We start from the raw sequence: 23,580 nt of genomic DNA, 5'->3' as shown, positions 1-23,580 counted from the left end.
GCTGTCCGGGCAGCCTTCCGGCCCACGCCCCCCGGGGCCTCCTCCGCCGCCCGCCCCGCCCGGCGGTGGTGGTGCGGGGGGTCGCCCAGGGCCGCCAGGACCGTGGTGGCGGTCGCCCCGGAAGGTGGGGCTGGCGGCCGGTGTCGCGGTGCTGGCCGCGGTGGTGGGGTTGGTGCTCAGCAGTGTGCTGGGGGCATCGCCCCACAAGGAGGTGCTGCTCCAGTCGGCCGCGTCGACCGGCCCCGACCCGTTCACTCCATCGGCGGGCCAGGCTGCCACCGCGACCCCGTCTCCGGCCGCCACCATGCCGTCGCCCACCGCGAACGGCATCCGGGGCGTCCCCGGATCGACCGCGGGGCTGTACGGCGGCTCGATGCACACCTCAAGCTGCGATGTCGGCCGGCTGGTCAGGTTTCTGACCGCGAACCGGGACAAGGAGCGCGCGTGGGCCGGGGTGGAAGGCATCGACGCCGCCGCGGTGCCGTCGTACATCCACTCGCTCACCCCCGTGCTGCTGCGGGCCGACACCCGGGTGACCAACCACGGCTACCGGAACGGGGCCGCCACCAGCTTCCAATCCGTCCTCCAGGCGGGCACCGCCGTCCTGGTCGACGACCGAGGGCTGCCCCGGGTGCGCTGCGCCTGCGGCAACCCGCTCACGCCCCCGGCGCTGGTGGCCAACCCCCGGTACACCGGCCAGGCCTGGCCTTCCTACCAGCCCTCGAACCTCGTCGTGGTCACCGCGGCCCCGCGGCCCATGGTCACGATCATCGTCGTCAACATCCAGGACGGCAGCTGGTTCGAACGGTTCGTCGGCGACAAAGGAGGCCAGGACAAGCCGGTCCCGCCGCCAACCAACCAGCCGTCCGGGTCACCGTCGCCGTCCCCCAGCGCTTCCGCCTCATCCTCGGCCTCCTCGTCGCCGCCCCCTCCGCCATCGACGGCCACCACCTCTCCGAGCAGCGGACCGTCCACCCCGACCACACCTGTGACCAGCCCACCGGCCTCCTCGCCCCCGCCTCCGTAAGCCCGGCCGCTGACGGCGGACCGCGTATCCTGGCACCGTCAACTCATCTCCCGTAAGCGGACGTTGTGGGGGTGCCGAGAAGTTCATTCGTGCAGGTCAGAAAGCAATCGTCCTGTTCACCACCGGCTGTCGGCGTTGCCGGGCATGATGATCTATCGTGCTGCTTCGCTTGGCCCACGTGACGATGACGAACGCCTTCGCCGCGCTGCGGCTGCTGCCGATGAGCGACCGGGACAAGGACATCGAGATCCTGGCGCTGCGGCACCAACTCGCCGAGCTGGAAATCCAGTTCCACGGAACGCGCCCCCGCTTCGTGCCCGCAGACCGGGCCTTCCTGGCCGCACTCCTCCACCCCCTCCTCCAGCAAACACTGCGCAGAATGCGACTGCTGGTGAGACCGGACACCGTGCTGCGCTGGCACCGCAAGCTCCTCGGCCGCCCGCACGCCGAACGCTCACGCCCCTAGCGCATGGGGTGTGTGAGTGCCCGAAACTCGGCCACCGCTGTTGGCCTGGGACTTGCCGTCGGGGGGAGATGGGGCGGGATGCTTACGCATGACTCTACGACTGCTGTACCTGACCCTCCTGAAGGTCATGGAGTGGATTGCGTTGCTGGCGCGATCGGAGGCTTCAAATAACGCCGAGATTCTCGTACTACGACACCAACTCGCCGTGTTGCGTCGTCAGATCGGCCGGCCACGATGGCAAGGTCGTGGCGATCTGGGACTTCAACATCGAGCTGGACTGACGGGATGGACCCGCCCGGTGGCGTCCGTTGCCCCTCAAGGTGAGGCGGATTCGGGTGAGCTGACGCGGTACGGTCGCATCATCTCGTTGTCCTCGTGGTCGAGCATGTGGCAGTGCCACACGTACCGCCCGGCTTGGTCGAATTTCGCCTTGACCCGAGTGACGGCGTGAGGGTACGCGACCGCGGTGTCCTTGAAGCCACTTTCCCACGGCTCGGGAGGCGCGGCCTTTTGCCCGGCAGCCTGCCGTTCGACGACCTGGAACTGCACTTCGTGGATGTGGATCGGGTGGGCATCCCCTGTGGTGTTGTGGATTTCCCAGATCTCCGTCGCGCCCACGGCCGGGTTCTCCGTGATGGGATCACCCCATCCCATGGGGACCGGATTCCCCTTCGGGCCCAGCGTGCCGAGCAGCACTGTGCGCGGCCCGATGCCTGGCAGGACCGCGGAGGCCTTCTCGTTCAAAGAAACCCGCCGGATGCGGCTCGCTGCACCCAATGGCTCGAAAGGGGGGAGCCTGAGGTGCTCAGGCGGTATCGTGGCGTCGGGCGTGGTCAGTGGCTGTACCACGAACTTCATGACCTGCCCGGTAGTGCCAGGATCGGCGGGCTGGAAGTCCTTGCCCGCTACGCCGCCTCCGAACGCCGTGTCAGGGCCCTCGTTGATGAGGTACAGCTCGGTGCCGACCGCGACCGAGGTGAAGTCGACGATGACGTCGGCGCGTTCGGCAGGTGCGGTAAGCATCTGGTCAAGTCGCACGGGTGCTGGTAGGAAGCCTCCTTCGGAGCCGACCTGCCAGAAAGGAAGTGCGGAAGGCGCCGGTCGGGGCGCCAGCGGATCGGTGACGATCTTCAGGATCAAAAAGCGCACGTTACAGCCATTGAGGAACCGGAACCGGTAGCGGCGCGGCTCGACCGGCAGAACCGGCCAGGTTCTGCCGTTGGCCACCATTGTGTTGCCGAAGAACTCCGGATTCGCAATCGGGGAGATGTCGCTGTCCGGAATGTACGGCCCGGTGAACCCGTCGAAGAACGCGCGGCTCGCGGGGAAGAAGAGGCTGCCGTCGGTGTTGAACGACCGGTCCTGGATGACAACGGGTACCTCGTAGTACCTCTTCCCCGGTCGGTCGCCCAGTTTCGGCGCGGGGCCCGGCAGCATGCCCTCCGCAAGGTCCGCTGGGCCGCCGCGCATGAGGTAGAAGCCCGCCAGCCCGGCGTAGACGTTCAGCCGGGTGATCCCCAGGGCGTGGTCGTGGAACCAGAAGGTGGAGGCCCGGTCGCGGTTGGCGTACTGGAACACGGCGCTGCCCTTGCTCCAAGACGTGGCGTAGCGCGTCTCGAACTTGTCCTTGAACTCCTGATAGAAGGATCCAACCTCCGCGTAGTGCACGGGGATATCGGCAGCTGCGGGCAGGTACCACGCCTCGGGGTAGCCGTCGCTCTCCTCCGCGTTATGCCCGCCGTGCAGGTGGGTCACGATCGGCACCGGTCCGGCGTAGGGACCAGGCGTGGCGGCGAAGGCGGGGCGAGAGTCCCGACCCGATATTCCGCCCGCAGGGTTGGCCCAGTGCAGTGTGGGGTCCAACGGCAGCAGGTGGGGTAGGTGGTTGCCCCGGCGGTCGAGCAGTTGGTTCACCCACCTGACCCGCACCGCTCGGCCGAACTCCGCCTCGATGGTGAATGCCGGGTAGCTGAAGGTTCCGTGATGCCGGGTCGAGCCGTATCCCCACACCGTGGTGGCTGGCCTGTCGGGGGGCAGAACCTGCTGCCGGAACTGCCGAACCCCGACCGTGTAATGGTCCAGGCCCTTCCCCTCGTCCCGCTCGTCCCATGGCATCACCGGGGGAATCGGGAGCTGGGTGACGTACTTGTCGATCGTCCTGGGGTCCAGGGTGCCGCCACGGATCGCGGCCCAAACGCGACTGGCGGCAACTTCAGGGGGCAAGAGGAGCGAGCCTGCGCCGATGACCCCGGCCGCTATGAGACGCCGCCTTGAGACCATGTAGGTCCTCCCGCGTATCGCCCCCAAGGAGTGGAGATCCACGGAAGGTTTCCAAGACGCGATGGAACATACTCTCGCGAGCCCCGTCGACCACTCAATCGACGGCTGAAAACCACTCGACTGACGCAACAGCGAGGGCCGTCATGACCACTGCGTCACGCGCCGGTCGAAAACGGATACCTAGCACGTCCCTCATACTCGGGGGCCGGTCGACCACCGGCGCCACGACCAGATGCCAGGCAGAAGCGCAGACCACTGTGCCGAAGACGGTTGACATGCCCGGCGCGCCGCCGATCATCGAGCTGCCGAACTCCGGGGTAAGGCCCTGCGGCTTCCCAGCGCGTCCGGCCGGTGGAACTTCATCCACGAGTACATGCCGTCCGCCGACCAGCGTCTGTGTCGCTCGTAGAGGGTCTTCCGTGGCCCGAAACGCGCAGGTAGATCCCGTCACGGGACGCCCGTCCGCTCGCGGAAGGAGATCCCGTTGATCACCCTGCGATGGCTGGCCCAACGTCCGCCCCGCTGCCCGCTCTTGGGTAGATGCGGCTTCAGTCGAGCCCCCTCGGCATTCGTCAGATCGCCTCGGCCCATGCCCAACACACGGCCACGAGTACCGAACGGCTCAAAGATCCGCCCGACAGACCCTAGGCCCACCACAGAGCAGGGGTGGCGGGTCACCGCCGACCCTGTGACCTCAGCAATAAGCCCCAACCCGCCGGAGGTTCTCGGCTCGAACCCCCCTCGGAGTCCTTGACGACGTCGAAGATCACCCTGTCGCCGGCCGTCGGTCCACGGACGCGGCAGCACCCCTTGACAGCCAAGGAGTCCACGATGGCGTCCGGCTCTCCGTCGTCGTCTCGCGTGATGACGCCATGCCCCTTCTCCGGGCTGAACCACTTCACAGTGCCACTGGGCACTCCCTCTCCCCTCTCAAGAGCAGGATGTGAATCGTGCCGTGCCTTGGACAAGCTGTTTCCGGGCTGCGGCTGCAGGAGATGTCGGCCTGGGTGGTTGCGTGGGGTCAGGGTGCGGGAGGGACGGCGCGGGCCAGGGGTTCCAGGTCTCCGTACAGGGCGGCGTGGAGTGCGGCGGCGAGTTCGCGGGCTCGTTCTTCGCTCCGCACGCCGTGCATCATGAAGTAGATCGGTCCCGTGTAGGCGTCCAGGTCGACCTCGCGGCTTTGGATCAGGCGGGTGATCGCGTCCCGGAGTGCGTCGTTGACGGTGTCGGCGACAGCGTGGCCGGGGCCGGCGGTGAGCGTGTCCGCCTTCACGCTCCACAGTCGGCGTTTTTCGGATTCGATGGCGACGAATACAGCGTTGTGCGCCATGGCGTTGCGGTAGACGTCGTGGAAAGCGTCGGTCCCGGTGGCGTCCGGGATGAGGTGGGCGGGGCAGGGAACCGGCAGTGGTTGCACCGGTGCATTCTGCCAAGAGGTGACGTCAATGCGCGCCCGCGACGCGATGGCGGGTCACCTTGAATGATCATTTCTGCTTCGAACCAGCGGCTTTCGCCTTCTTGCGGCCCCTGACGCGACGCCGGTGCACGGTCAGGGGCCGCTCCGTGAGCGCCATGTCGCCTCCTCCAACGTCACCGCGACGGGCAGGACACGCTGCCGTCAACCGCGTCACGCTGCCGGGGAGGCAGTCTCCACAGCCGGAGCCTGCGGCAGGCACCCCGTTGTTCCTCCGACCGCGGCACATCACGCTGATCAGCCGCGGCCGGGAGCGGTCAGGAGCGGTCAGGATGCGGCGACGACCGCCGCATCGAGGCCACGAGAGGCGACGAGCTGTGCACTGCCGTCGGCCAGGCGGTAGCACAGGCCCACCACGGCAGCCTGGCCGGCGGCGACCTTCTCGGCGAGGACCCGGGAGCGATCCAGCAGCAGGTCGACGGTGTGCCTTATGTGCTCGGCGAGGATCTCCTCGGGCTCGACCTGTCCGGCGGCCCGTGCTGCCAGCACGCTGGGAGTCACCCGTTCGACGACATCCCGGATGTATCCGGCCGGTGTCATGCCGTTCTCCAAAGCGGCGCACGCTGCGCCGACCGCGCCGCACGAGTCGTGGCCGAGGACCACGACCAGCGGGCAGCCCAGGACGTCCACGCCGTACTCGATGCTGCCCAGCACCTCCGGGCCCATGACGTGGCCGGCGGTGCGGACCACGAACAGGTCGCCCAGGCCGCGGTCGAAGATGATCTCGGCCGCCAGCCGGGAGTCGGAGCACCCGAACAGCACGGCGAAGGGCTGCTGGGCCGGTGCGATCTCAGCGCGGCGGGTGGCGTCCTGGTTGGGGTGCTCGGGGGCGCCGGCGACGAAGCGCTGGTTACCGGCCAGCAGCAGCTCGAAGGCGTCGCGCGGCGAGGGGGTCTTGATCTCGGTCATGCCCGCAGCCTAGAACCCGGCGCCAGTCGTGGCACCGCCTGGTCCCGGCACATCGAGCCACGCTGACGGCCTTACACGCCCAGGCCCTCGGCCCAGCAGTCTGAGACAGGGCAATGTGCCTTTCCATCCACAGACCATGAGTGGTTGATCACGCATGGAGTGTGTTGTGTTGCGTCGAATCGCATCGGAACTACGCGAAGTCCCAGGCCGCGCTGGCGGCTCTGGTCGGGGTCCAGTTCACCGTCATGCTGGCCACATCAATCGTGCACATCGCCCTCCCGCAGACCCCTCGCGTTTCGCAGTCCTTGATGTTCATGTTCCGGCGGCTGCCCAGGCGGTGAGGGCGGCCTGGGTTTCTTCGGGTTGTGCCTCTGATGGAGCGGGGCCTGCCCGACCAGGCATGCCTGTCCCAGCATGCCCTTCGGGCGCCCGATGGGCGCTGGTCCGACATAGTGCGCCGCAACAGGATGTCTACCGAGCGCCACCCCGAAGCTCAAGGAAGGGAGACGCCATGAAGGCCGCCCGGGCAGCGGACAGCACCTCCGCCGTGATCGCCCAGGAGATGGGGCACATCCTGTCCAGCGACCCGCCGGAGGGGGACAGGGACTTCTTCCTCTGCGGCGGCGACTCCGTACGGGCCGTGGATCTCATCACCCGTCTCGTCGAGCGGTACGGGGGTTCGACGGACGACGGCGGTACACGGCTCGGCGCCGACCTGTTGCTGGCCCTTTTCGACGATGCCACCCCGCAGGCACTCGCCGCCGTGGTACATGAACACATCTGACGGCTTGACAGGCCGCTGTGATCGACCGGCGAGATCGCGCAGGCAGTACGGACCCGGAAGATCCCCGCACGGGAGCTTCTGGCCGTCATTTCGGGTGGCGAGGGGCCCTGGCGGAGCTGTCAACCACGGTGCGGCGGCTCATGGTGCCCGTGACCGGCGTCCTCCCCGCACGCATGCCGCGCCGCACTGTCCCCCCTGGACATTTCACGTAATTGCTCGATAGCGTCCCAACGTTCCTCTCGAACGAAATACCGGAGAAATTCTACGGAGGCCCGCGTGAGGTTCTCCCGCGACAGCCGCAGGGCAGAAATGCGGCGGACTATTGGCGCGTTGGCGATTCCCATCTTCGCTGCCGAGGCAGTGAATTTTCTGGCGCAGCTCATCGTGGTGGCGATCCTCGGACACATGGGCGGAAACGCCATCTACGTGCGATCGGTGTACCAGCCGGTCGGCTTGATGATGCTGGCGCTCACCGTCGCGTTCTCCGTCACCAATCAGGTCGGCGCCGCGATCAGCAAGGGAGCGGTCCGGCCACGGGATGTCATGGCGTACGCCGTGAGCCTGGCCCGGATCTGGCTCGTTTGCGGCACGGGGTTCTGCGCCGTCCTGGTGGTCACGGCGCCCTGGCTCGCCGACCTGTTCGACGTCGGCTCGAGTGCGCGCGGCACGTTCGTCTCGTTCCTGCGCTGGACCTGTCTGTCCGGCCTGATGGCCATCGGCCCGGAACTCTGTGCGTCCGGTCTGCGGGGGTACGGGCATGCGCGGCGGGCCACCGTGCTCGTCATCTGCACCGCCGTCCTCCAGACCGGGACCGTGGCCTGGCTCGGGTTCGGTGCCGGGCTCGGCGTCGCCGCGGTCCCGATCGCGCAGGCGGCAACCGGGATCATCGGCACCGTCGCCGGGCTCGCCATGCTGCGCGGGACCGCGCTGTGGCATCCGCCGGATCTCAGGTCCTGGCAGCCCGAGGCGTTGTCGGGATTACGTCGCATCGGTCTGCCGGTGGCGGCATCGCTCCTGGTGATAGCCGGCTACAACTTCGCGGTACTGGGGGTGCTCGGGCGGTACGGCCACGAGGTGGTGGCCGGGTTCTCGGCGGCCTCCACGCTGCAGAACCTCGTCCTTCTGCCGGGCACGGTGATCGGCACGGCCACCGCGATCATCATCAACCAGCAGCGCGGGGCGCACGATTGGCGCCACATGGCGGACTCGGTGGGCCGGGGCCTGGAGATCTCGGCGGGGCTCTACGTGCTCATCGCCGTGATGGTGTGGGCGTTCGCCCATCCGATGGCGCACTCGCTCAGCAGCGACTCCCAGGTGTCCGCCTCCGCGCAGTCGTACCTGGGCATCGTGGCGTTCAGCTTCTTCTTCCAGGGGCCGGTGCTGACGGCGCTGACCGTCATGGAGCAGACCGGAGGCGGTCTACGCGTCATCGTCCTGAACGCGGTGTACTTCGGCCTCATCGTGGTCGCCGGTGGCCTTCTCGCCGGGCCCCTGGGCGGCGTGCACGGATTCTACGAAGTGGTGGCCTGGTGCAACGTCATCGGCATCTCGGTGCCGTTCCTGGCAGTGCGCTACGTGCGGCAGATGTCTGCGGCAGGGCTCGCATGAGTGTCCGCCACCTGGAGCTGATGCTGGATCAGGTCTGGTCGGAGCGGCGGTCGACGAGGGGCGCCTCGCCGGGCGGGCCTGGACGGACTTTCCCCGCACCGCGCTCGCCCGCCCCGCGAACCCCCGTGCCCATCGTGTCAAGGCCCGAAGCCCGCCCAGGCACCGTGGACGAAGCTCTGCCCAGGCACCGTGGACGAAGCTCCATACCCGAATCGGTTGATTGTCAAGTCAGAAAGCCTTCGATTATGGTCGATGTCATGCGCCATAAGGCACCCGCCTTTCTGTCCCGACTACGAACGGCGCTCGCAGTGCCGCCTGATTCACCGTTGGTGTTTCTCGGAAACTTCGAGGTGGAGCGGGAATGGGGTAAGGGCGAGCCAGGTCTGCCGAAATTCAACTCGCCATCCTCCGACCTGCTGGTGAACCGCATGGACGAGTTCGCGTTGACTTTGGCCGGGCCGGGCGATCTCGTCATTCTCAAGAAGAAGCCGGACCCCGCCTACGTCGAATATCTCACCGCGCTGGGCCGGCCGGCGCCGCGCACCCTGGTGCCCGTCGAAAGCGAGCCCGCTCGCGATGTCACGGGCGACGCGCTGGCGGACAAGGGCTTGCTGGAGCAACTGGCCGCCCTGCGGGATCAGGGGGCGGTGATCGTCGCACATGGCGTCTCTGAGCGGGTGGAGCGGCTCTCCCAGGAGAGCGGGCTCCCACTGGCCGCGCCCCCGGCGGCCGTCTGCAAGTCCGTCAACAGCAAGGTCTACAGCAGGCGGTTGGCGGAACGGTTGGGACTGCGACAACCGGAGGGATGGTGGTGCGACAGCCTGGAACGCTGGGGCGAGGCGGTGCTGTGGGCCCGTGGCGTGCTGCGCGGTGGCGGCAGGGTCGCCGTGAAGGACGCCTTCGGCGTCTCCGGCAAGGGCATCCTCCAGATCGGTGAGGAGAGTCGGCTCGACCAGTTGGACCGGCTGTTCACCAACCGGCGCAAGGGGCAGGCTGACAGCCGGCTCGGTGTGGTGGTCGAGGAGTGGGTGGCGAAGTCCGGCGATCTCAACTACCAGTTCACGCTGGGCCGCGACGGCTCCGTGCACCTCGACTTCGTCAAGGAGGCCCTGACGCGCAACGGCGTGCACATGGGTCACCTCGTGCCTGCCCGGTTGTCGGCCGACGTCCGCGAAGGGATAGCCGCCGCTGCCATGGACCTGGGAGCGGCGCTGGCGACGGACGGTTACCACGGAGTCGTCGGCGTCGATGCCATGCTTGACCCCGAGGGGGGCCTCTATCCCCTCACGGAGATCAACGCACGCAACAACATGTCCACTTACCAGGAGCCTCTCCTGGAGCTGCTCCACTCCCCCGGCGCCACCGCCCTCGCCCGGTACTACCCCGTCGTGCGGCGCCGGCCCGCGTCCTTCGCCGAGCTGCGCGCGCTCCTCGGCGACGCGCTGCTCACCTCCCCGGGTGACGGGTGCGGAGTGGTGGTCAACAACTTCGCGACGGTCAACTCGGGGATCGCCGCAGGTGGCGCCGGGCGGTTGTACGGCATCCTGCTCGGCCCCGACGCGGAGACGGTGAGCGCGCTGGACAAGCAGGTGACGGAGCTGCTGGCCCAGTGGCGGGAGGACGGAGCACATGAGTGAGACGCCGGATGCGGCGGAAACCCCGTACCAGATGAGCACGACGCTGGGGACGGCCGACGGCTTCCAACTCCCGAGTCTTCCCGCCTCCGAGTTGGCCCAACAGTACGGGACCCCGCTCTTCGTCTACGAGGCGGATGTGCTGACCGCGCAGTACCAGGGCCTCAGATCTCGACTCGACGACTCGGTCGAGATCTTCTACTCGCTGAAGGCCAACCCGAACGTCGCTGTCTGCCAGTTGTTGTACCGGCTCGGAGCCGGCGCGGAGGTCTCCTCGCTGGCGGAGCTGGCCATCGCGCAGCGGGCCGGGGTGGCGGCCGATCGCACCATATTCCTCGGGCCCGGCAAGAGCGAGGCGGAACTCTCGGCCTGCGCCCGCGGCGAGGTCGGCCTCCTCATCGCCGAGTCCCTCGCCGAGCTCGACCACTACGACGAACTGGTGGCCGCCGCAGGGCGCAACGCGCATGTGCTGCTGCGGGTGAATCCCGAGTTCTCGGTCAAGGGCGCCGGCCTGACCATGGGCGGCAAGCCGCGGCAGTTCGGCATCGACGAGGCGGAACTGCTGGCCTGCGGGCCGGTGGCCGGGCGATGGCCACATCTGCGCGTCGTCGGCATCCAGGCGTACATGGGCACCCGCATTCTGACGGAGTCCGTCGTGGCGGCCAACACCGAGCGCATCCTGGCACTGAGCGAGCGGATCACCGAGCGGCTCGGCTGCCCGCTGGACGTCGTCGACATCGGCGGTGGGCTCGGCGTGGCCTACTTCGACGGGGAGCGGGACCTCGACCCGACCGTACTGACCGACGAGGTCAACGCGATCGTGAGGGCGTTTCACGCACGTCATCCCGACACCCGCGTGCTGATGGAACTCGGCCGGTACCTGACCGCGACGGCGGGCACCTACATCGTGACGGTGCGGTACGTGAAGGAGTCCTTCGGCGAGCCGTTCGCGATCGCCGACGGCGGTACCAACCACCACATGGCCGCGGTGGGCACCGGCTCGTTCGCACGCCGGAACTTCCCCGTCGCCCTGCTGAACCGCGCGGCTCCGCTGGACAACCGTCCCTGGAACGTGTCAGGGCCGCTGTGCACGCCCAACGACCTGCTGGTCAAGAAGGCCGCGTTGCCCCGGCTACGGCCGGGAGACCTCGTGGGCATCGCGAGATCGGGTGCCTACGGACCGTCCGCCTCCCCGGGGCTGTTTCTCAGCCACGGGTTCCCGGCGGAAGTCATGGTGCTCGACGGCACCCCCCACCTCGTGCGACTACGCGACGGCGTCGACGACCTGGTGAGCAAGCAACTGACGATCGAGGATTTCTAGGAGCAGCAATGACACAGGACGTGCGGAATATACAGGACAGGGACCTTATCAACGTGCTGGAACAGGTCCTCGCCACGGATCTGCCGGACGCCACCGGGGAGACGAAGCTGTTCGAGGAACTGAGCCTCGACTCCACGGCCGTTCTGGAGGTGCTCATGGCGATCGAAGAGGAACTGGGTGTCTCCTTCGATCCGGATTCGCTCGAACCGGAACACCTCATCTCCGTCAGCGCGCTCACCGAGTTCATCCGCTCTCAGAGCTGACGCCGGACCGTCCCGTGCGGGAGCCACCTCCGGCGGCCCGGCCCGGGGCTGACGTCGCGCGGCACCATGGAGATCACCTCGTACTGACGGGAAGCAGGATGGACCACTATGTGACGGTCTCCGACGGATGCTGGCTGTGGACGGCGTCCGAAGGCACGGGCGCGCCGATCATCTTCGTGCACGGTGGTCCAGGCTTGTGGGACATGTTCGGCGAACTGGCGGGGACACTGTCCTCGGCGTTCACCACCCACCGCTGGGATCAGCGTGGGTGCGGCCGCTCCCCGTGGCCGGGCCCGTACAGCCTGGACCGGACCCTGGCCGACCTGGACGAACTGCGCCAGCACCTCGGGCATGAGCGGGTCACCCTGATCGGCCACTCCTGGGGCGCGAACCTGGCGCTGCGCTACGCCTTGGCCCACCCGGAACGCGTGGCCCGTCTCGTCTACCTGTCCGGCACCGGCCTCGGGCGCCCGCAGAGCACCAACTGGCGCCTGATGCGCGAGACCATGGCCCCCTACCTGGACCGCATCGACAGTGTGCTGCGGTCCGCCCAGTCGTCGGAGCGCGACCGGCAACTGCTGCTGTGGCGCCTGTCGTTCGGCTTCGCCGACCGGGAGGCCGGACAGGTCCTCGCCGCCCGGTTGACCGACCCGTGCTTCGCGCTGAACCGGGACTACGCCGGCGCCCTGGCCAGCCAGACGGCGGAGTTCACCGAGGAGCAAGGGGTGCTCGCTTGCTCCGCGTTGCGGGTGCCCACGCTGGTGCTGCACGGCACGCACGACGGCCAGCCCCCCGCGGTGACCGACAGTCTGGTGGCGGCGCTGCCGCTGGTGCGCCGGGTGCTGATCGACAACGCCGGGCACTATCCGTGGCTGGAACAGCCGTCGGCGACCGAGAAGGCCCTGTGGTCCTTTCTGACGGAAACTGCTCCGTCCGACTCCTCCGCGACCGAGCCCGCCTGACCGCGGGGCGGCGCACCCCTCTTCTACGCCCGTCCCGGGAGCGAGATTCATTGTCCACTCAGCGCAAACCCCGACTCGGCATCCTCTATGACGGCGGGTCAGCCAGCCCGGTCGACATCTACAAAGCGAGCCGAAAGCTCTGCGAACCGGTCTTCGTGGTCGACCGAGACCCGGCGGCCCCGGGCACCGTCACGGTTCCCGACGACTTCCTCGACATCGCGGACGCCGACCCCGCGAGCGCGGCCCAGGCCCTGCGGGACCTGGGGATCGAACACATCATCACCTTCAGTGATCGCCAGCTGGTGCGCACCGCGCAGATCGCCGCCGAGGCCGGCTTCCGGTTCCTGTCGGTGGCGGCGGCCACCGCGTGCCGGGACAAGCTCGTGCAGCGGCGGACCCTGGCCGAGGCCGCCGTCGACGCGGTGAGTTCGCGCGCCCTGGACGATCTGGCGGAGCTGCCCTCGCTGGCGAAGGACATAGGACTGCCCGTGGTCGTCAAACCTCGCCAGGGTGCGGGCAGCGTCGACACCGTGCGCATCGACACCGTGGCCCAGGCGGAGCAGTGGAGCGCTGAGCAGGCCGATCGCATCAAGACGGTGCACGGCGCGTTCGACGAGTTCGTGGTGGAGGAGTTGCTGGAGGGCGACAGCACGTACGCGGGGCCCGGCTTCGGCGACTTCCTGTCGGTGGAATCGGTGGTGGAAGGCACGGGCATCCGTCACCTTTGCGTCACGGGGAAGTTCCCGCTCACCCCGCCGTTCCGGGAGTGCGGCCTGCTCGTGCCCAGCACGGTGAGCGCCGACACCGAGCAGCAGTGCCGAGAACTGGCCGAGGCGGCGATTCAAGCGCTCGGCATCGACCTCGGCATCGTCCACACCGAGTTGAAGCTGACGGCCACGGGTCCCAGGGTGATCGAGGTGAACGGTCGGCCTCCCGGCTATATGACGGAGCTCCTCCGCCGGGCGACGGGAGGGCAGTACGACATGACTGCCACCGCCTTGCGTATGGCGCTGGGCCTGCCGGCTGGTGAGATGCCGACGCTCCTCGACCAGGTCACGTACGTCTACTTCGTCCAACCGCCGCAGTACGCCACGCGGCTCGCCTCGATCGCCGGGCCGGACGCGGTCGCCCCGATCCCCAACGTGCGCCGGTATCAGCCGTACGTGCAGGCGGGGTCGCCGATCGACTGGCGGTGGGGCACCAGCGGGCACGTCGGACTGCTTCTCGGTGAGGCGGCCGACCACCAGGCCGTCCTCACCGACATCGAGTCCGCCCTACAGGCACTGGAGATCACGTACGAGTAGTCACAGCGCGTCCTCACTGTCAGCACCGGCCGCCGACAGCGTGGCGAGGGCGCGGAAGTCGGTTTTGCCGTTCGCCGTCACGGGCAGGGCCGAGTGGGTGTGCCAGCGACGCGGAACCAACGCCGACGGTAGCTGTGTACGGAGGAACGAGAGCAGTTCCGCCGCGGCGGGCGCCCCGCCCTGCCGCGGCACCACGTGTCCCACCAGTTGTCGCCCGTCGCCGTCGGCCGTGTCGACCGCGATCACCGCGCAGTCGACGATCGCATCGTGCCGCCGCAGTGCCGCCTCGATCTCCCCCAGTTCCATGCGGACCCCGGAGACCTTGACCTGGCGGTCCAGCCGACCGACGTAGCGCAGCAGCCCGTCGGCGACGGTCACCACGTCGCCGCTGCGGTACAGTCGGCCGGAGGGTGAAGCGGGATCGAGGGTGTCGCGGAAGAAGGCCGACCTGGTGGCGCGTTCGTCATCGAGGTAGCCGCAGCCAGGCGGAAGTCCACCGACGAACAGTTCCCCGTTCTCGCCCGGCCGGGCGGCGCGCCACCCGTCGCCGTCGGCGACCAGCACGTACAGCACGGTGTTGATGACAGGTGAACCCACCGGCAGCCGGGCGTCGCTGAGGTCGTCCTTCACCACCACGTGGTGGGTCACGTCGTCCGAAGTCTCGGTGAATCCATAGGCGTTGACCACCATCGCCCCGGGGAACCGGGCCAGCAGGCGGCCGGCCAGCTGCGGGGTGAGTTCCTCGCCGGTGGACACGAGGCAGCGTAGCCGCGACAGGTTCCTGTCCGGGCGGTCCTCGGCCTCGTTCGCGAGCCATTCCAGAACGGTCGGCACCAACTCCACCACCGTGACGTCCCGTTCCTGAAGGTACCTGACCAGGGGCCGGGGGAAGGCCGTCTCGCCTTCGTTGAGCGCCACGATCCGCCCACCGACCAGGAGGGGCGCGAGCATCTGCCAGATGGCGATGTCGAAGGTGAGCGGCGCGGTGAGTCCGACGCGGTCAGCGGGGCCAAGGCCCAAGTCCAGTACCTTTGCCCACAGGTGGTTGATCATGCCCTGGTGGTCGACCAGGGCGCCCTTGGGGACACCGGTGGTGCCGGAGGTGTAGTACACGTACCTGGGCTCACCGGGATCCTCGCACCGGCCGCGCAGGTCGACCGGGTGGTCACCAGTGGGCAGTTCGGCCGGGTTCGGCAGGTCCAGCACGGGCACGCCGACTGCGTCGGCCGCGGCGGCCAGGCCGTCGGACTTCGCATCCCGGTGGTAGGAGACCAGGTGACACGCACGGCTCTGGCGCAGTACACGGGCCAACCGGTCGTGCGGCCATGCCGCGTCCACCGGCAGATAGGTGAGCGCCATGCTCTCCAGCGCCAGGAGTAGGACGACCGACTCCGCGCCCCGTGGTCCGGCGGCGGCGATAACAGCTCCCGGACGGCACTCCATGGTGGTCAGGACGTCGCGGACCGCGGCCACCCGGCGCTCCAGTTCCCGGTAGGTGGCGCTTCCGCTCCGGTCTGTCACAGCCACGGCGTCGGGCGTGTGCTGCGCCCAGTGCGCCACGTGGCCGACAACGGTCCGCGACACGTCGACAGGGCGCTCCCGGCGCAGGCTCGAAGCGACCGCGAGCTGTGCCTCCGCCGTGGAGATCGGCAGCGCCCCCAGAGCGGGGACGAGCCGACGTGCGTCGACCCCGAATTCCTCGACCACGTGGTGTCCTTCGCTCATATCGTGCTGCACTCTCACGTCAGGCCTCTTCTGTCTCGGGCCGGGTGACGGTACCGTGGGTCTCCAGTTCGCTGAAGAAGCCGTCGATCGTGGACAACTCACCGGCCGACAGGCACTCCTGGTACACGAACGAGCCCAGTACCAGGTCCAGCACGCCCAGGCCGAAGGGCGAGAACAGCACCGTCCTGTCGGTCGACGGCGTGACCTCGCCGGTCAGCGCGTCGTACAGCGTTCCGTCGAGGAAGTCCCGCCCACCGGTGCGCTGTTCGGTCAGGTGCACCGAAGTGTCGGCTTTCAGGCAGTGTTCGACGTCATCGACGAAGTTCGCAGCGCAGAGCACCACTTCGGGTGACACATCCCGCAGGGAGACGTGCAGCACCAGCGGGGCATGGGCGAACCACTTGGGGTCATCGACGTGCGGGGTACCGGCGGTCGTCGCGAAAACGATGACGTCGCTGGCGCGGATGATGTCCTCGGCACTGGTGAACGCCTCGATCGGGATCCGACTGGTCTGCCGCAACTGCATGCTGAACCCGCGGACGCGGTCCGCCGAGGTGTCGTACACACCGATGCGTTCGAACGGCCAGTCAGCGGCGGCCAGGTACGTGTGGATGTACTTCGCGATCAGCCCGGTACCGACGAAACCGACCCGGCCGAGCCGGGACCGGCCACGCGTCAGAGTGACCGCGGCCAGGGCGGCGGATGCCGCCGTACGGCTCGCGCTGATGACCGAGCCCTCGAGGCAGGCGTAGGGGTAGCCGGTGTCGAGGTCGTTGAGCAGCAGGACGGCGGAGGCCCGGGGCAGGCCCACGCCGATGTTGTCCGGGAAGCTGGAGATCCACTTGAGTCCTGCGGTCCTCACATCGCCGCCCACTGCGGCGGGCAGCGCGATGATGCGCTCCTTCGGGCGGTCCGGGAACCGTAGGAAATAGGAGGGCGGGTTCACCGTGTCACCGGACCCATGCTGCCGGTAGGCGGACTCGACCAGGTCGATGACCTCACGTTCCCGCCCGGCGAGAACCCGTTGAACGAAGCGGCCGGGTACCACGGCGAACGAAGGGGATGCGGAATGGTTCAGCACCAGCGGTTACCTTCCTCAGGTAGGGGGCCCAGCGCCTGCTCGCCGAAGTGGTCGAGAACCCACGGGTCGTCATAGATCGTCGCGACGTACCGGTCTCCCAGGTCGGGGGCGAGGGTCACCGACGTCAGCCGGCGCTCCGGATCGTTGCGGGCCAGCCAGTCCAGCGAGCCGCTCAGGACCGTGCCGCTGGACCCCCCGAGCAGGAACCCGTGGCGGGCCAGCATCCGGCAGGTCCTGATGGTGTCGACCTCGGTGACGTGGACCACCTCGTCGATCACCGTCCGGTCGACGAGCGGTGGGCGTACCCCGGCTCCCAGGCCGGGGATGAAACGAGGTGCCGCGGGCAGCCCGAAGGTCACCGAGCCCACGGCGTCCACCGCGACGACCCGCGCCGGTAGGGCGTTGTCGCGGAAGTAGCGCGAGCAGCCCATGATGGTGCCACCGGTGCCGACACCGATGAAGAGCACGTCCAGGTCGGGAAAGCGCTTCACGATCTCCGGAGCCGTCGTCTCGTAGTGTGCCCGCCAGTTCGCCTCATTGACGTACTGGTTCAGCCAGAGGTGACGTGGGTCCTCGGCGCACAGGGCGCGCACGTAGTCCTGCCTGCTGCGAAGATAGCCACCCGTGGGATGCGCGTCGTCGACCACCGTCACCACGGTCCCGAGGGCGCGCATGATCTGCACGGACGCCTCGTTGCACCGCGGGTCGGTGACACAGATGAACCGCAGCCCCTTGCTCGCGGCGACCACGCTGAGCGCGATTCCGAGGTTTCCGGAGGAGGACTCCACCAGGATGGAGTCCTCCTTGAGCAGGCCGTCCCGCCCAGCCGCCGCGACCATGGAGACGGCTGCGCGGAGCTTGATCGACCCGCCGAAGTTGAAGCCCTCGCATTTGACGTACAGCTGGCGCCCCAGGGTCTGCTGGAGATCGATGTACACCTCGGATTCGATGAGTTCTGGCGCGGTGGATATCACGGGCATCCCACAATTTCCCCTTCTGGCAGAGCGACTCGGCTGTCCCCCACCGGGACGTCGACCCGGACGGACGGTCGACGGACGCGGGCGTCCCGGGCCGGGCACGGTCAGTCGGCGACTGGTGCCGCGAAGAGCTGGAACGCCTCCCACAGCGAGTCGACCGTCTGGAACGTCGACTCGTGCAGGGCCTCTTCTGGCAGTTCCTTGCCGAACGTGTCCTCCAGCTCCGCCAACAGGCGGACCGTGCCCAGGGAGTCCAGGCCCAGGTCCTCCAGGACGCTGCCACCGCTCAGTGGCGCCTCGCCAACCTGCGGAAGGTGGCGACGGACAAGGGCTATATACGCAGCGTAATCTGACGACGCATTCATATTGCTTCCTAACCGCACGTGTGGTGCCACACCACAGTGATCGCTTGAATCGAGCCCGGCGGACACCCCCTAGGGCCGGGGCACGGCGCTGAAGACGCTCATCCGCTGGATGGCGCCTGCGCCTTCCATGAACTCGATGCCGCGGGCGTCCCGCAGCAGCTTCTCCAGATACGGGTGGTCCAGGAGCCCTCCGGGCCCGAAGCACCGGGCCGCGTACCGCGTCGCCTCCTCGGCCAGCGCCGCCGCCCGCACCTTCGCCGCTGAGCTCAGCTCCCCCTTCGACGGGTCGAGGTCGGCCTCGGCCGCGGCGCGCAAGGTGAGCCGGCGCACCGACTGGATCTCCAGCCTCAGCCGCTCCAAGCCGTCCCGCAGGGGCGCCGGCAGCCCGGGCCGGTGCTCCGCGACATAGTCGTGTGCGGCCTGCGCGACGCCCACGCCCATGGCGGCTACAACCGGACGCAGCAGGTTGAAGGTACGCAGCCAGCCCCACAACCCGCCCCGGGTAGCGGGCATATGGGAGCCCAGAACCCGCTCCGGCGCGATCGGCACGGAGTCGAAGGTGAGCTCGCTCAGCTGGGCACCCCGCAGCCCCAGAGTGGGCACCGGGACCGCCGAGAAGCCCGGGTCGCCTGCGTTGACGAGCACTGCGGTCGCCGACAGCGGTCCGCCGCGGCCTCGCTTGGCGAAGGCCACGCCGACCTGGGCGCGCGTCCCGTTGCCGATGTACCGCTTGGTGCCGTCCAGCCTGAACTCGTCCGTGTCGGGGTCCCGGGTCAGGCGGGTCCGCATCCCGCTGGCGTCCGAACCGCCCCGTGGCTCGGACAGCGCGAAGAAGGCCCACGTGGGCTCCGAGACCACCCGGCTGAAGAACCACTCCTGCTGATGCTCGTCACCGAGCATCGCGACGGCCGCGCCGGCCATCGGCGCTCCCGGCGCAGCGAGCAGGAAACCGAGGTCGCCGCGAGCGGCCTCCATCATGAACACCACCCGTTCCAGGGTGGTCATCAGGTGGAACCGGTACCGGCCCACCACAAGCGGCTCGGTCTGGTAGGCAGGCGGCACCTGAAGGGCACCCAGCTTGAGCACGAGCGGCACGTCGAGCCGCCGGTGGATAGCCGACGGGTCGCCGTCCAGCTCCAGGCCGAACGGACGGATCGCGGTGGCGAATTCCGCCGCCAGTCCCCTCAGCGCCATCAGCCGGTCGTCCAACGTGATCACTGTTCGCCCCTCAGGTACAGGTGGGAGAGAAGCTCGGAGAGATGGACGGTGCGGCCCGGCCCCTCCGCGGTGAAGCCGTACGCACCGGCAAGCCTCAGCAGCACGCGGTCGACCTCGGTGATCCGGTCGTGGAGCAGGCGGAGATCGTCTGGCTCGGCGTCAGCCGCGGCCAGCAGGGTTTCGTTCTCCCGCTGCCCGATGACGGCGTCGGCCAGCGCACCCTTCACCAGTTGATGGTCCAGCAGGGTTCCGTCGCCGCTCGTGCGCCCGCCCAGGTGGACGACGACTGCCCGCAACAGCCCCTGGGACCAGGCGTGGCGCAGCCTGCCCAGCTCGGCAAGGCATCCGGCATCGGGCTCGGCGCCGCCCGCCAGGCCGGAGCTGAGGGCGACGACGTCGTCCAGCGCCGGCAGGTCGAAGACCGTCTCGCTGTCCTGGTTCCGGGGCAGCCGTCGCCCGTCCACCACGAGGTGGCTCACCGAGTCGAGGGTGTCCGCGGGCACCAGAGCGTGCCCGCCCGGCCCGACCAGAGCGGCGCCGGGTCCGGCCATGCGCAGATGGAAGGCGGCCAGGGCTCCCACCGCGGGCCCCTCCTGCGGCACCGCGGTATCTCCCGTGCCCGTCGTTCCAGGCCGAAGTTCCGTGGTCATCGCGGCGCTCCCATGTCGAACCCGCAGACGCTGAGGTATTTCAGACGTGCGTCGTAGTCGGCGAGGACCACCCGCTCCGACTGCACCTTCTGTGCGGTGGCGCGGTACTTGGCCAGTGCGGCCCAGGGCCCGGTGCACGGCAGACCGCCGGGCACCGGTACGAGGTCCGCGGCCACATCGGCCTTCGCCCAGTAGGGTGCGAGCTCTGGTCGGCAGATGGCGGTCACCCGGTCGGCCTGCCCGGCGGCCGCGCTGAGGTGTCCCACGATCTCGCTCGTCGGCACGCCCACGTGCTGGCTGATCTCCGGCACGCCGAGCCTCCCGTCACCCTCGAGAACCAGTGCCACGGCGGAGTCGCACAACGGCCGTATGTCGTCCGGCATCGGCGGCCCCGACAGGACCCTGGCCTGGTCCATGACGACCACGAGCGCTCGCCCGTTGGCGCCCGGTGGCAGGGTGTGTGCGGCTAGCCGCAGGGCGGTGAACGTGGCGGCCGCACCCTGGTCGGAGACGGCGAAAACGGTGCCGATGCCGCCGAGGGCATGCTCGATGTACGGCATGGGGAAGCCCGGTTCCGCGTCCGGTGTCGCGTTGGCCAGGACCGCTGCGTCGAGCCCCTGCACCAGCGGCCCCAGTCGCTCCAGCACGGTCTCGATCATGTCGTGGAAGGTGGTGCGGCCCGCAGTGAGGTACGTGTCGTCCCAAGGCAGCCCGAACAGCCGCCACAGATCTCTGAAGTACGTGTAGTCCAGTTCGTGGAAGCGCCCGCCCTGGCCGAATACCAAATGATCGACGTGGGCTAGGCGCAGTCCTGCCCTGGCGGTGTCGGGCTGCGGTCCGATGTACAACGTGGCTCGTCCCTTCCGGCTCAGTGCTCGAAGACCATGGCGGAGAACGTGGCGCCGAGACCGACCGCGGTCATGACGTATCGGTCACCGGGCTTGAGCCGTCCGGTGTCCCGGGCGGAGCAGTAGTTGATGAAGGCGTCGGCGCCGAAGCAGTGGCCGACCACGGGCAGGTTGTCCATGAAGATGCGGTCCTTCTGGTTGAGCTGAAGGGCTCGCAACACCTTGAGCCAGGAAAGCCGGTTCACGTGGTGCGGCAGGATCAGATCGATGTCCGCGGGCCGCATACCGGCACGGTCGAGCGCGCATGAGATCACCTCGCTCAGCCCGTCCGCGTAGTCAGCCGCCCATCGTTCGTGGTCCTCCGCGGTCATCCGGGAACCACGGTGGAATTCGCCCCGGATGCGGGAGGCGAAACCCAGCAGCCGATCGCGGCCCGCCCCCGCGCGGACCAGAACGGCCGCCACACCCTCGCCCATCACGGCGGTGATGCCCAGCACATGGGCGTCCGTGGTGAAGGTCTTCTCGCCCACGAAGACCAGGGCCAACGCGTCCGGGTCACCGTCCTCGGCCAGCATCCGCCCGGCGAGTTCCACGGACATGAGGGCGGAGGCGCAGGCCTGCTGGTTGAGCGAGAACGCCAACGCGTTCCTCAGCCCCAGGGCCTCGCACGCCTCATGCAGGGGATTGAGCGGATACGGAGCCGCGACCGGCATGGTCCTCGCTTGCAGCACATACCGCACGCGGCGTTCCTGGCCGATGAGTTCCTTCAACTGGCGGCCAGCGGCGATGAGTTGTCCGGCCATGCCCAAGTCGGGGTCTGTCCGGATCTCGGAAAAGCCATAGTACTGCTTATATATTTTCACCTCGCGGTCGCTGAGTCCGTATGCCTGCAAAAAATCGGCTATCGATTCGCTGCGCGCGGGCAGATAGCCCGATATTTCAACGAGCGATGTCAAGGTGACCTCCCGACACGGGCATGCAGTCACCAAGCATCCGAAGGTCACTCGTGGGCTGGAAGCGTCCCCCGGGCGCCCGAAGCACCTGCCTGTTCGGGCAGGTACGAAGAGACCGGCGGCATTGACGATGCGACTCACCAGGCGAAACTCGGTCGAGCGGAGATCCCGCGGGGCACCGCGGGACTCACGCCGACGCACACCTCGCCCGGCTTCTGGTACACAGGTACGGTTATCGGTTCGCGGGCCCTGATGGCGTTCTTCCGCCGATCGCGCCTCGCAGGGAGCGTATTCCGGCGAAGTGGAAACGAGGGTTGATGACCATTCCCATGACTGCAGGCGGGCGGCCGCTCACCATCGGACAGACGATTCCCGTGGTCGATCCGGCCACCGGAAAGGTCGCGGCCCAGGCTCCCGCATGCTCCGCGGAGCAGCTCGCGTCCACGGTCCGGGCCGCCGTTTCGGCTTTTGCGCCGTGGGCCGCACGGCCCCTGGAGGAGCGCGCGGAATATTTGCGCAGATGCAGCGAGTTGCTCGGCGAGCACACCGACGAGATCGCCGAACTCCTCACCACGGAGCAGGGAAAACCCCTCGCCCAGGCCCGGGCAGAAGCGAATCTCTCGGCTTCCTGGTTCGCGGACACGGCCGCGCTACGCCTGAGCGCGGAGTCGCTCGTGGACGAAGACGCGACGTCAGTCATGATGCGACGCACACCACTTGGCGTGGTCGCGGCGATCGCGCCTTTCAACTTCCCCCTCATTCTGTCCGCCTGCAAAATCGCGCCCGCTCTGCTTGCGGGAAACACCGTGGTGGTGAAGCCCTCGCCCCTCACTCCGCTCGCCACACTGCGAATGGTGCAGGTCTTGGCGGAGGTGCTGCCTGGCGGAGTACTGAACGCCGTTTCCGGGCGCCCGGAACTCGGCCCCGCACTGACGGGGCATCCGGAGATCGCCTTGATCTCCTTCACCGGTTCCATTCCTGTGGGACGCGCCATTGCCGCGTCCGCCGGGCTCCGGCGGGTGGTCCTGGAACTGGGAGGCAACGACCCGGCCATCGTGCTTCCCGGGGCCGACCCGGAAATCGTCGCACCGGAACTCTTCGCCCGCTCCATGGTGAACAGCGGCCAGTTCTGTGCGGCGATCAAACGGGTCTACGTGCCGCGCCGGCAGCATGACGAGTTGGCGGAGAGGCTGGGCGAGCTCGCCCGCCGGGCGCGTATGGGCGATGGCCACGATCCGCTGACCGAATACGGCCCGTTGACCTCCGAGGCCCAGGTGTCGCGGGTGGCGGCCATGGTGGAGGAGGCCGTCTCGGGCGGGGCCCGGGTGGTAGCGCAGAGCGGCGCCCCCCTCGACACCGGCTTCTTCTTCCCAGCGACGGTCGTCAGCGACCTGCCGCCGGCGACCCGGCTGGAGCGGGAGGAGCAGTTCGCGCCGGTCATCCCGGTGCTCGCCTACGACGACCCCGCTGAGGCGGTCCACAGCGCCAACGCCACCGAGTACGGACTGGGCGCGTCGCTATGGGGCGACCCGGAGCTTGCCGAGGACCTCGCGAGCGGCATCGACGCCGGCACGGTGTGGATCAACACCCACGGGGACCTGCGACATGACGTACCGTTCGGCGGGAGCCGGAACTCGGGGCTGGGTGTGGAGTACGGCTACTGGGGACTGCTGGAGTACACCCGGATAGCAGTCACCCACCGGGCCAGGACAGCCCGCTGACGCGGGCGGC

General features: G+C 68.6%; 21 protein-coding genes and 1 pseudogene. 10 read left to right on the top strand and 12 right to left on the bottom strand.

Annotation, left to right across the window (positions count from 1 at the left end):
• The first annotated feature begins 124 nt into the window (after window positions 1-124).
• Together P3G67_RS26340 and P3G67_RS26335 are read left to right on the top strand one after the other, a co-directional pair.
• Window positions 125-1,027, top strand: coding sequence for a DUF6777 domain-containing protein (locus P3G67_RS26340; protein ID WP_276095731.1), 903 nt, complete (start codon window positions 125-127; stop codon window positions 1,025-1,027).
• A 157-nt stretch (window positions 1,028-1,184) separates the two neighbouring features.
• Window positions 1,185-1,493 carry a hypothetical protein gene (locus P3G67_RS26335; protein ID WP_276095730.1) on the top strand — a complete coding sequence of 103 codons (309 nt, stop codon included), beginning with the start codon at window positions 1,185-1,187 and terminating at the stop codon, window positions 1,491-1,493.
• A gap of 315 nt (window positions 1,494-1,808) precedes the next feature.
• Here the strand turns inward: P3G67_RS26335 and P3G67_RS26330 are convergent, their stop codons facing one another.
• The 4 genes and pseudogenes from P3G67_RS26330 to P3G67_RS26315 form a co-directional block, all read right to left on the bottom strand.
• Complete coding sequence (locus tag P3G67_RS26330) at window positions 1,809-3,257, bottom strand: multicopper oxidase family protein (protein ID WP_276095729.1); 1,449 nt, start codon at window positions 3,255-3,257, stop codon at window positions 1,809-1,811.
• A gap of 885 nt (window positions 3,258-4,142) precedes the next feature.
• Window positions 4,143-4,364, bottom strand: a pseudogene (locus P3G67_RS26325) (transposase); the annotation flags it as partial.
• Window positions 4,365-4,794: 430 nt separating this feature from the next.
• Window positions 4,795-5,190, bottom strand: a complete 396-nt coding sequence (locus P3G67_RS26320; protein ID WP_276095728.1) for a hypothetical protein — start codon at window positions 5,188-5,190, stop codon at window positions 4,795-4,797.
• A gap of 324 nt (window positions 5,191-5,514) precedes the next feature.
• Window positions 5,515-6,156 (bottom strand): carbonic anhydrase, encoded by a 642-nt coding sequence (locus tag P3G67_RS26315; RefSeq protein ID WP_276095727.1) that lies wholly within the window; start codon window positions 6,154-6,156, stop codon window positions 5,515-5,517.
• A gap of 511 nt (window positions 6,157-6,667) precedes the next feature.
• On the opposite strand from P3G67_RS26315, the gene P3G67_RS26310 reads away from it, so the two are divergent.
• The 7 genes from P3G67_RS26310 (at window position 6,668) to P3G67_RS26280 (ending at window position 14,032) form a co-directional block, all read left to right on the top strand.
• On the top strand, window positions 6,668-6,940 hold the full coding sequence (locus P3G67_RS26310) for an acyl carrier protein (protein WP_276095726.1): 273 nt from the start codon (window positions 6,668-6,670) through the stop codon (window positions 6,938-6,940).
• A gap of 330 nt (window positions 6,941-7,270) precedes the next feature.
• Complete coding sequence (locus P3G67_RS26305; protein WP_276095725.1) at window positions 7,271-8,548, top strand: MATE family efflux transporter; 1,278 nt, start codon at window positions 7,271-7,273, stop codon at window positions 8,546-8,548.
• 329 nt (window positions 8,549-8,877) lie between these two features.
• Window positions 8,878-10,185 carry a preATP grasp domain-containing protein gene (locus P3G67_RS26300; RefSeq protein WP_276095762.1) on the top strand — a complete coding sequence of 436 codons (1,308 nt, stop codon included), beginning with the start codon at window positions 8,878-8,880 and terminating at the stop codon, window positions 10,183-10,185.
• A 31-nt stretch (window positions 10,186-10,216) separates the two neighbouring features.
• A complete protein-coding gene (locus tag P3G67_RS26295; protein ID WP_276095761.1) occupies window positions 10,217-11,503 on the top strand; it encodes a type III PLP-dependent enzyme in 1,287 nt (428 codons plus the stop codon).
• A gap of 8 nt (window positions 11,504-11,511) precedes the next feature.
• The gene (locus tag P3G67_RS26290; RefSeq protein ID WP_276095724.1) at window positions 11,512-11,766 is read left to right on the top strand and encodes an acyl carrier protein; all 255 of its coding nucleotides are present in this window, start codon (window positions 11,512-11,514) and stop codon (window positions 11,764-11,766) included.
• Between the two features lie 98 nt (window positions 11,767-11,864).
• Complete coding sequence (locus tag P3G67_RS26285; protein WP_276095723.1) at window positions 11,865-12,728, top strand: alpha/beta fold hydrolase; 864 nt, start codon at window positions 11,865-11,867, stop codon at window positions 12,726-12,728.
• A 50-nt stretch (window positions 12,729-12,778) separates the two neighbouring features.
• Entirely contained in the window at window positions 12,779-14,032 is a 1,254-nt protein-coding gene (locus P3G67_RS26280; protein WP_276095722.1) for an ATP-grasp domain-containing protein, read from the top strand.
• On the opposite strand, the gene P3G67_RS26275 is transcribed toward P3G67_RS26280, so the two are convergent.
• The 8 genes from P3G67_RS26275 to P3G67_RS26240 form a co-directional block, all read right to left on the bottom strand.
• On the bottom strand, window positions 14,033-15,739 hold the full coding sequence (locus tag P3G67_RS26275) for an amino acid adenylation domain-containing protein (RefSeq protein WP_276095721.1): 1,707 nt from the start codon (window positions 15,737-15,739) through the stop codon (window positions 14,033-14,035).
• 37 nt (window positions 15,740-15,776) lie between these two features.
• Window positions 15,777-16,838 (bottom strand): 2,3-diaminopropionate biosynthesis protein SbnB, encoded by a 1,062-nt coding sequence (sbnB, locus tag P3G67_RS26270; RefSeq protein ID WP_391858350.1) that lies wholly within the window; start codon window positions 16,836-16,838, stop codon window positions 15,777-15,779.
• Window positions 16,832-17,818, bottom strand: a complete 987-nt coding sequence (sbnA, locus tag P3G67_RS26265) for a 2,3-diaminopropionate biosynthesis protein SbnA (RefSeq protein ID WP_276095720.1) — start codon at window positions 17,816-17,818, stop codon at window positions 16,832-16,834. The genes sbnB and sbnA overlap by 7 nt, the downstream gene beginning before the upstream one ends.
• Window positions 17,819-17,919: 101 nt before the next feature.
• Window positions 17,920-18,180 carry an acyl carrier protein gene (locus P3G67_RS26260; RefSeq protein WP_276095719.1) on the bottom strand — a complete coding sequence of 87 codons (261 nt, stop codon included), beginning with the start codon at window positions 18,178-18,180 and terminating at the stop codon, window positions 17,920-17,922.
• Window positions 18,181-18,249: 69 nt separating this feature from the next.
• Window positions 18,250-19,398 carry an acyl-CoA dehydrogenase family protein gene (locus P3G67_RS26255; protein ID WP_276095718.1) on the bottom strand — a complete coding sequence of 383 codons (1,149 nt, stop codon included), beginning with the start codon at window positions 19,396-19,398 and terminating at the stop codon, window positions 18,250-18,252.
• Window positions 19,395-20,048: a hypothetical protein gene (locus P3G67_RS26250; RefSeq protein ID WP_276095717.1), complete on the bottom strand. Its 654-nt coding sequence runs from the start codon at window positions 20,046-20,048 to the stop codon at window positions 19,395-19,397. Before P3G67_RS26250 ends, P3G67_RS26255 begins: the two co-directional genes overlap by 4 nt.
• A complete protein-coding gene (locus tag P3G67_RS26245) occupies window positions 20,045-20,896 on the bottom strand; it encodes a hypothetical protein (RefSeq protein WP_276095716.1) in 852 nt (283 codons plus the stop codon). The genes P3G67_RS26250 and P3G67_RS26245 overlap by 4 nt, the downstream gene beginning before the upstream one ends.
• Window positions 20,897-20,916: 20 nt before the next feature.
• Window positions 20,917-21,852 carry a 3-oxoacyl-[acyl-carrier-protein] synthase III C-terminal domain-containing protein gene (locus P3G67_RS26240; protein ID WP_276095715.1) on the bottom strand — a complete coding sequence of 312 codons (936 nt, stop codon included), beginning with the start codon at window positions 21,850-21,852 and terminating at the stop codon, window positions 20,917-20,919.
• Between the two features lie 314 nt (window positions 21,853-22,166).
• On the opposite strand from P3G67_RS26240, the gene P3G67_RS26235 reads away from it, so the two are divergent.
• Window positions 22,167-23,570: an aldehyde dehydrogenase family protein gene (locus tag P3G67_RS26235; RefSeq protein ID WP_276095714.1), complete on the top strand. Its 1,404-nt coding sequence runs from the start codon at window positions 22,167-22,169 to the stop codon at window positions 23,568-23,570.
• Window positions 23,571-23,580: the final 10 nt, after the last annotated feature.

Origin of the sequence: Streptomyces silvisoli (genome assembly GCF_029269905.1) — a bacterium.
Taxonomy (GTDB): Bacteria; Actinomycetota; Actinomycetes; order Streptomycetales; family Streptomycetaceae; genus Streptantibioticus_A; species Streptantibioticus_A silvisoli_A.
This window is presented reverse-complemented; position numbering and strand designations above follow the sequence as displayed.

Excerpts from the sequence above, each read along its gene's own strand:
- P3G67_RS26315 (WP_276095727.1), bottom strand. The coding sequence starts at position 6,156 with ATGACCGAGATCAAGACCCCCTCGCCGCGCGACGCCTTCGAGCTGCTG.
- P3G67_RS26310 (WP_276095726.1), top strand. The coding sequence starts at position 6,668 with ATGAAGGCCGCCCGGGCAGCGGACAGCACCTCCGCCGTGATCGCCCAG.
- P3G67_RS26260 (WP_276095719.1), bottom strand. The coding sequence starts at position 18,180 with ATGAATGCGTCGTCAGATTACGCTGCGTATATAGCCCTTGTCCGTCGC.
- P3G67_RS26285 (WP_276095723.1), top strand. The coding sequence starts at position 11,865 with ATGGACCACTATGTGACGGTCTCCGACGGATGCTGGCTGTGGACGGCG.
- P3G67_RS26295 (WP_276095761.1), top strand. The coding sequence starts at position 10,217 with ATGAGCACGACGCTGGGGACGGCCGACGGCTTCCAACTCCCGAGTCTT.
- sbnA (WP_276095720.1), bottom strand. The coding sequence starts at position 17,818 with ATGCCCGTGATATCCACCGCGCCAGAACTCATCGAATCCGAGGTGTAC.
- P3G67_RS26290 (WP_276095724.1), top strand. The coding sequence starts at position 11,512 with ATGACACAGGACGTGCGGAATATACAGGACAGGGACCTTATCAACGTG.
- P3G67_RS26250 (WP_276095717.1), bottom strand. The coding sequence starts at position 20,048 with ATGACCACGGAACTTCGGCCTGGAACGACGGGCACGGGAGATACCGCG.
- P3G67_RS26235 (WP_276095714.1), top strand. The coding sequence starts at position 22,167 with ATGACCATTCCCATGACTGCAGGCGGGCGGCCGCTCACCATCGGACAG.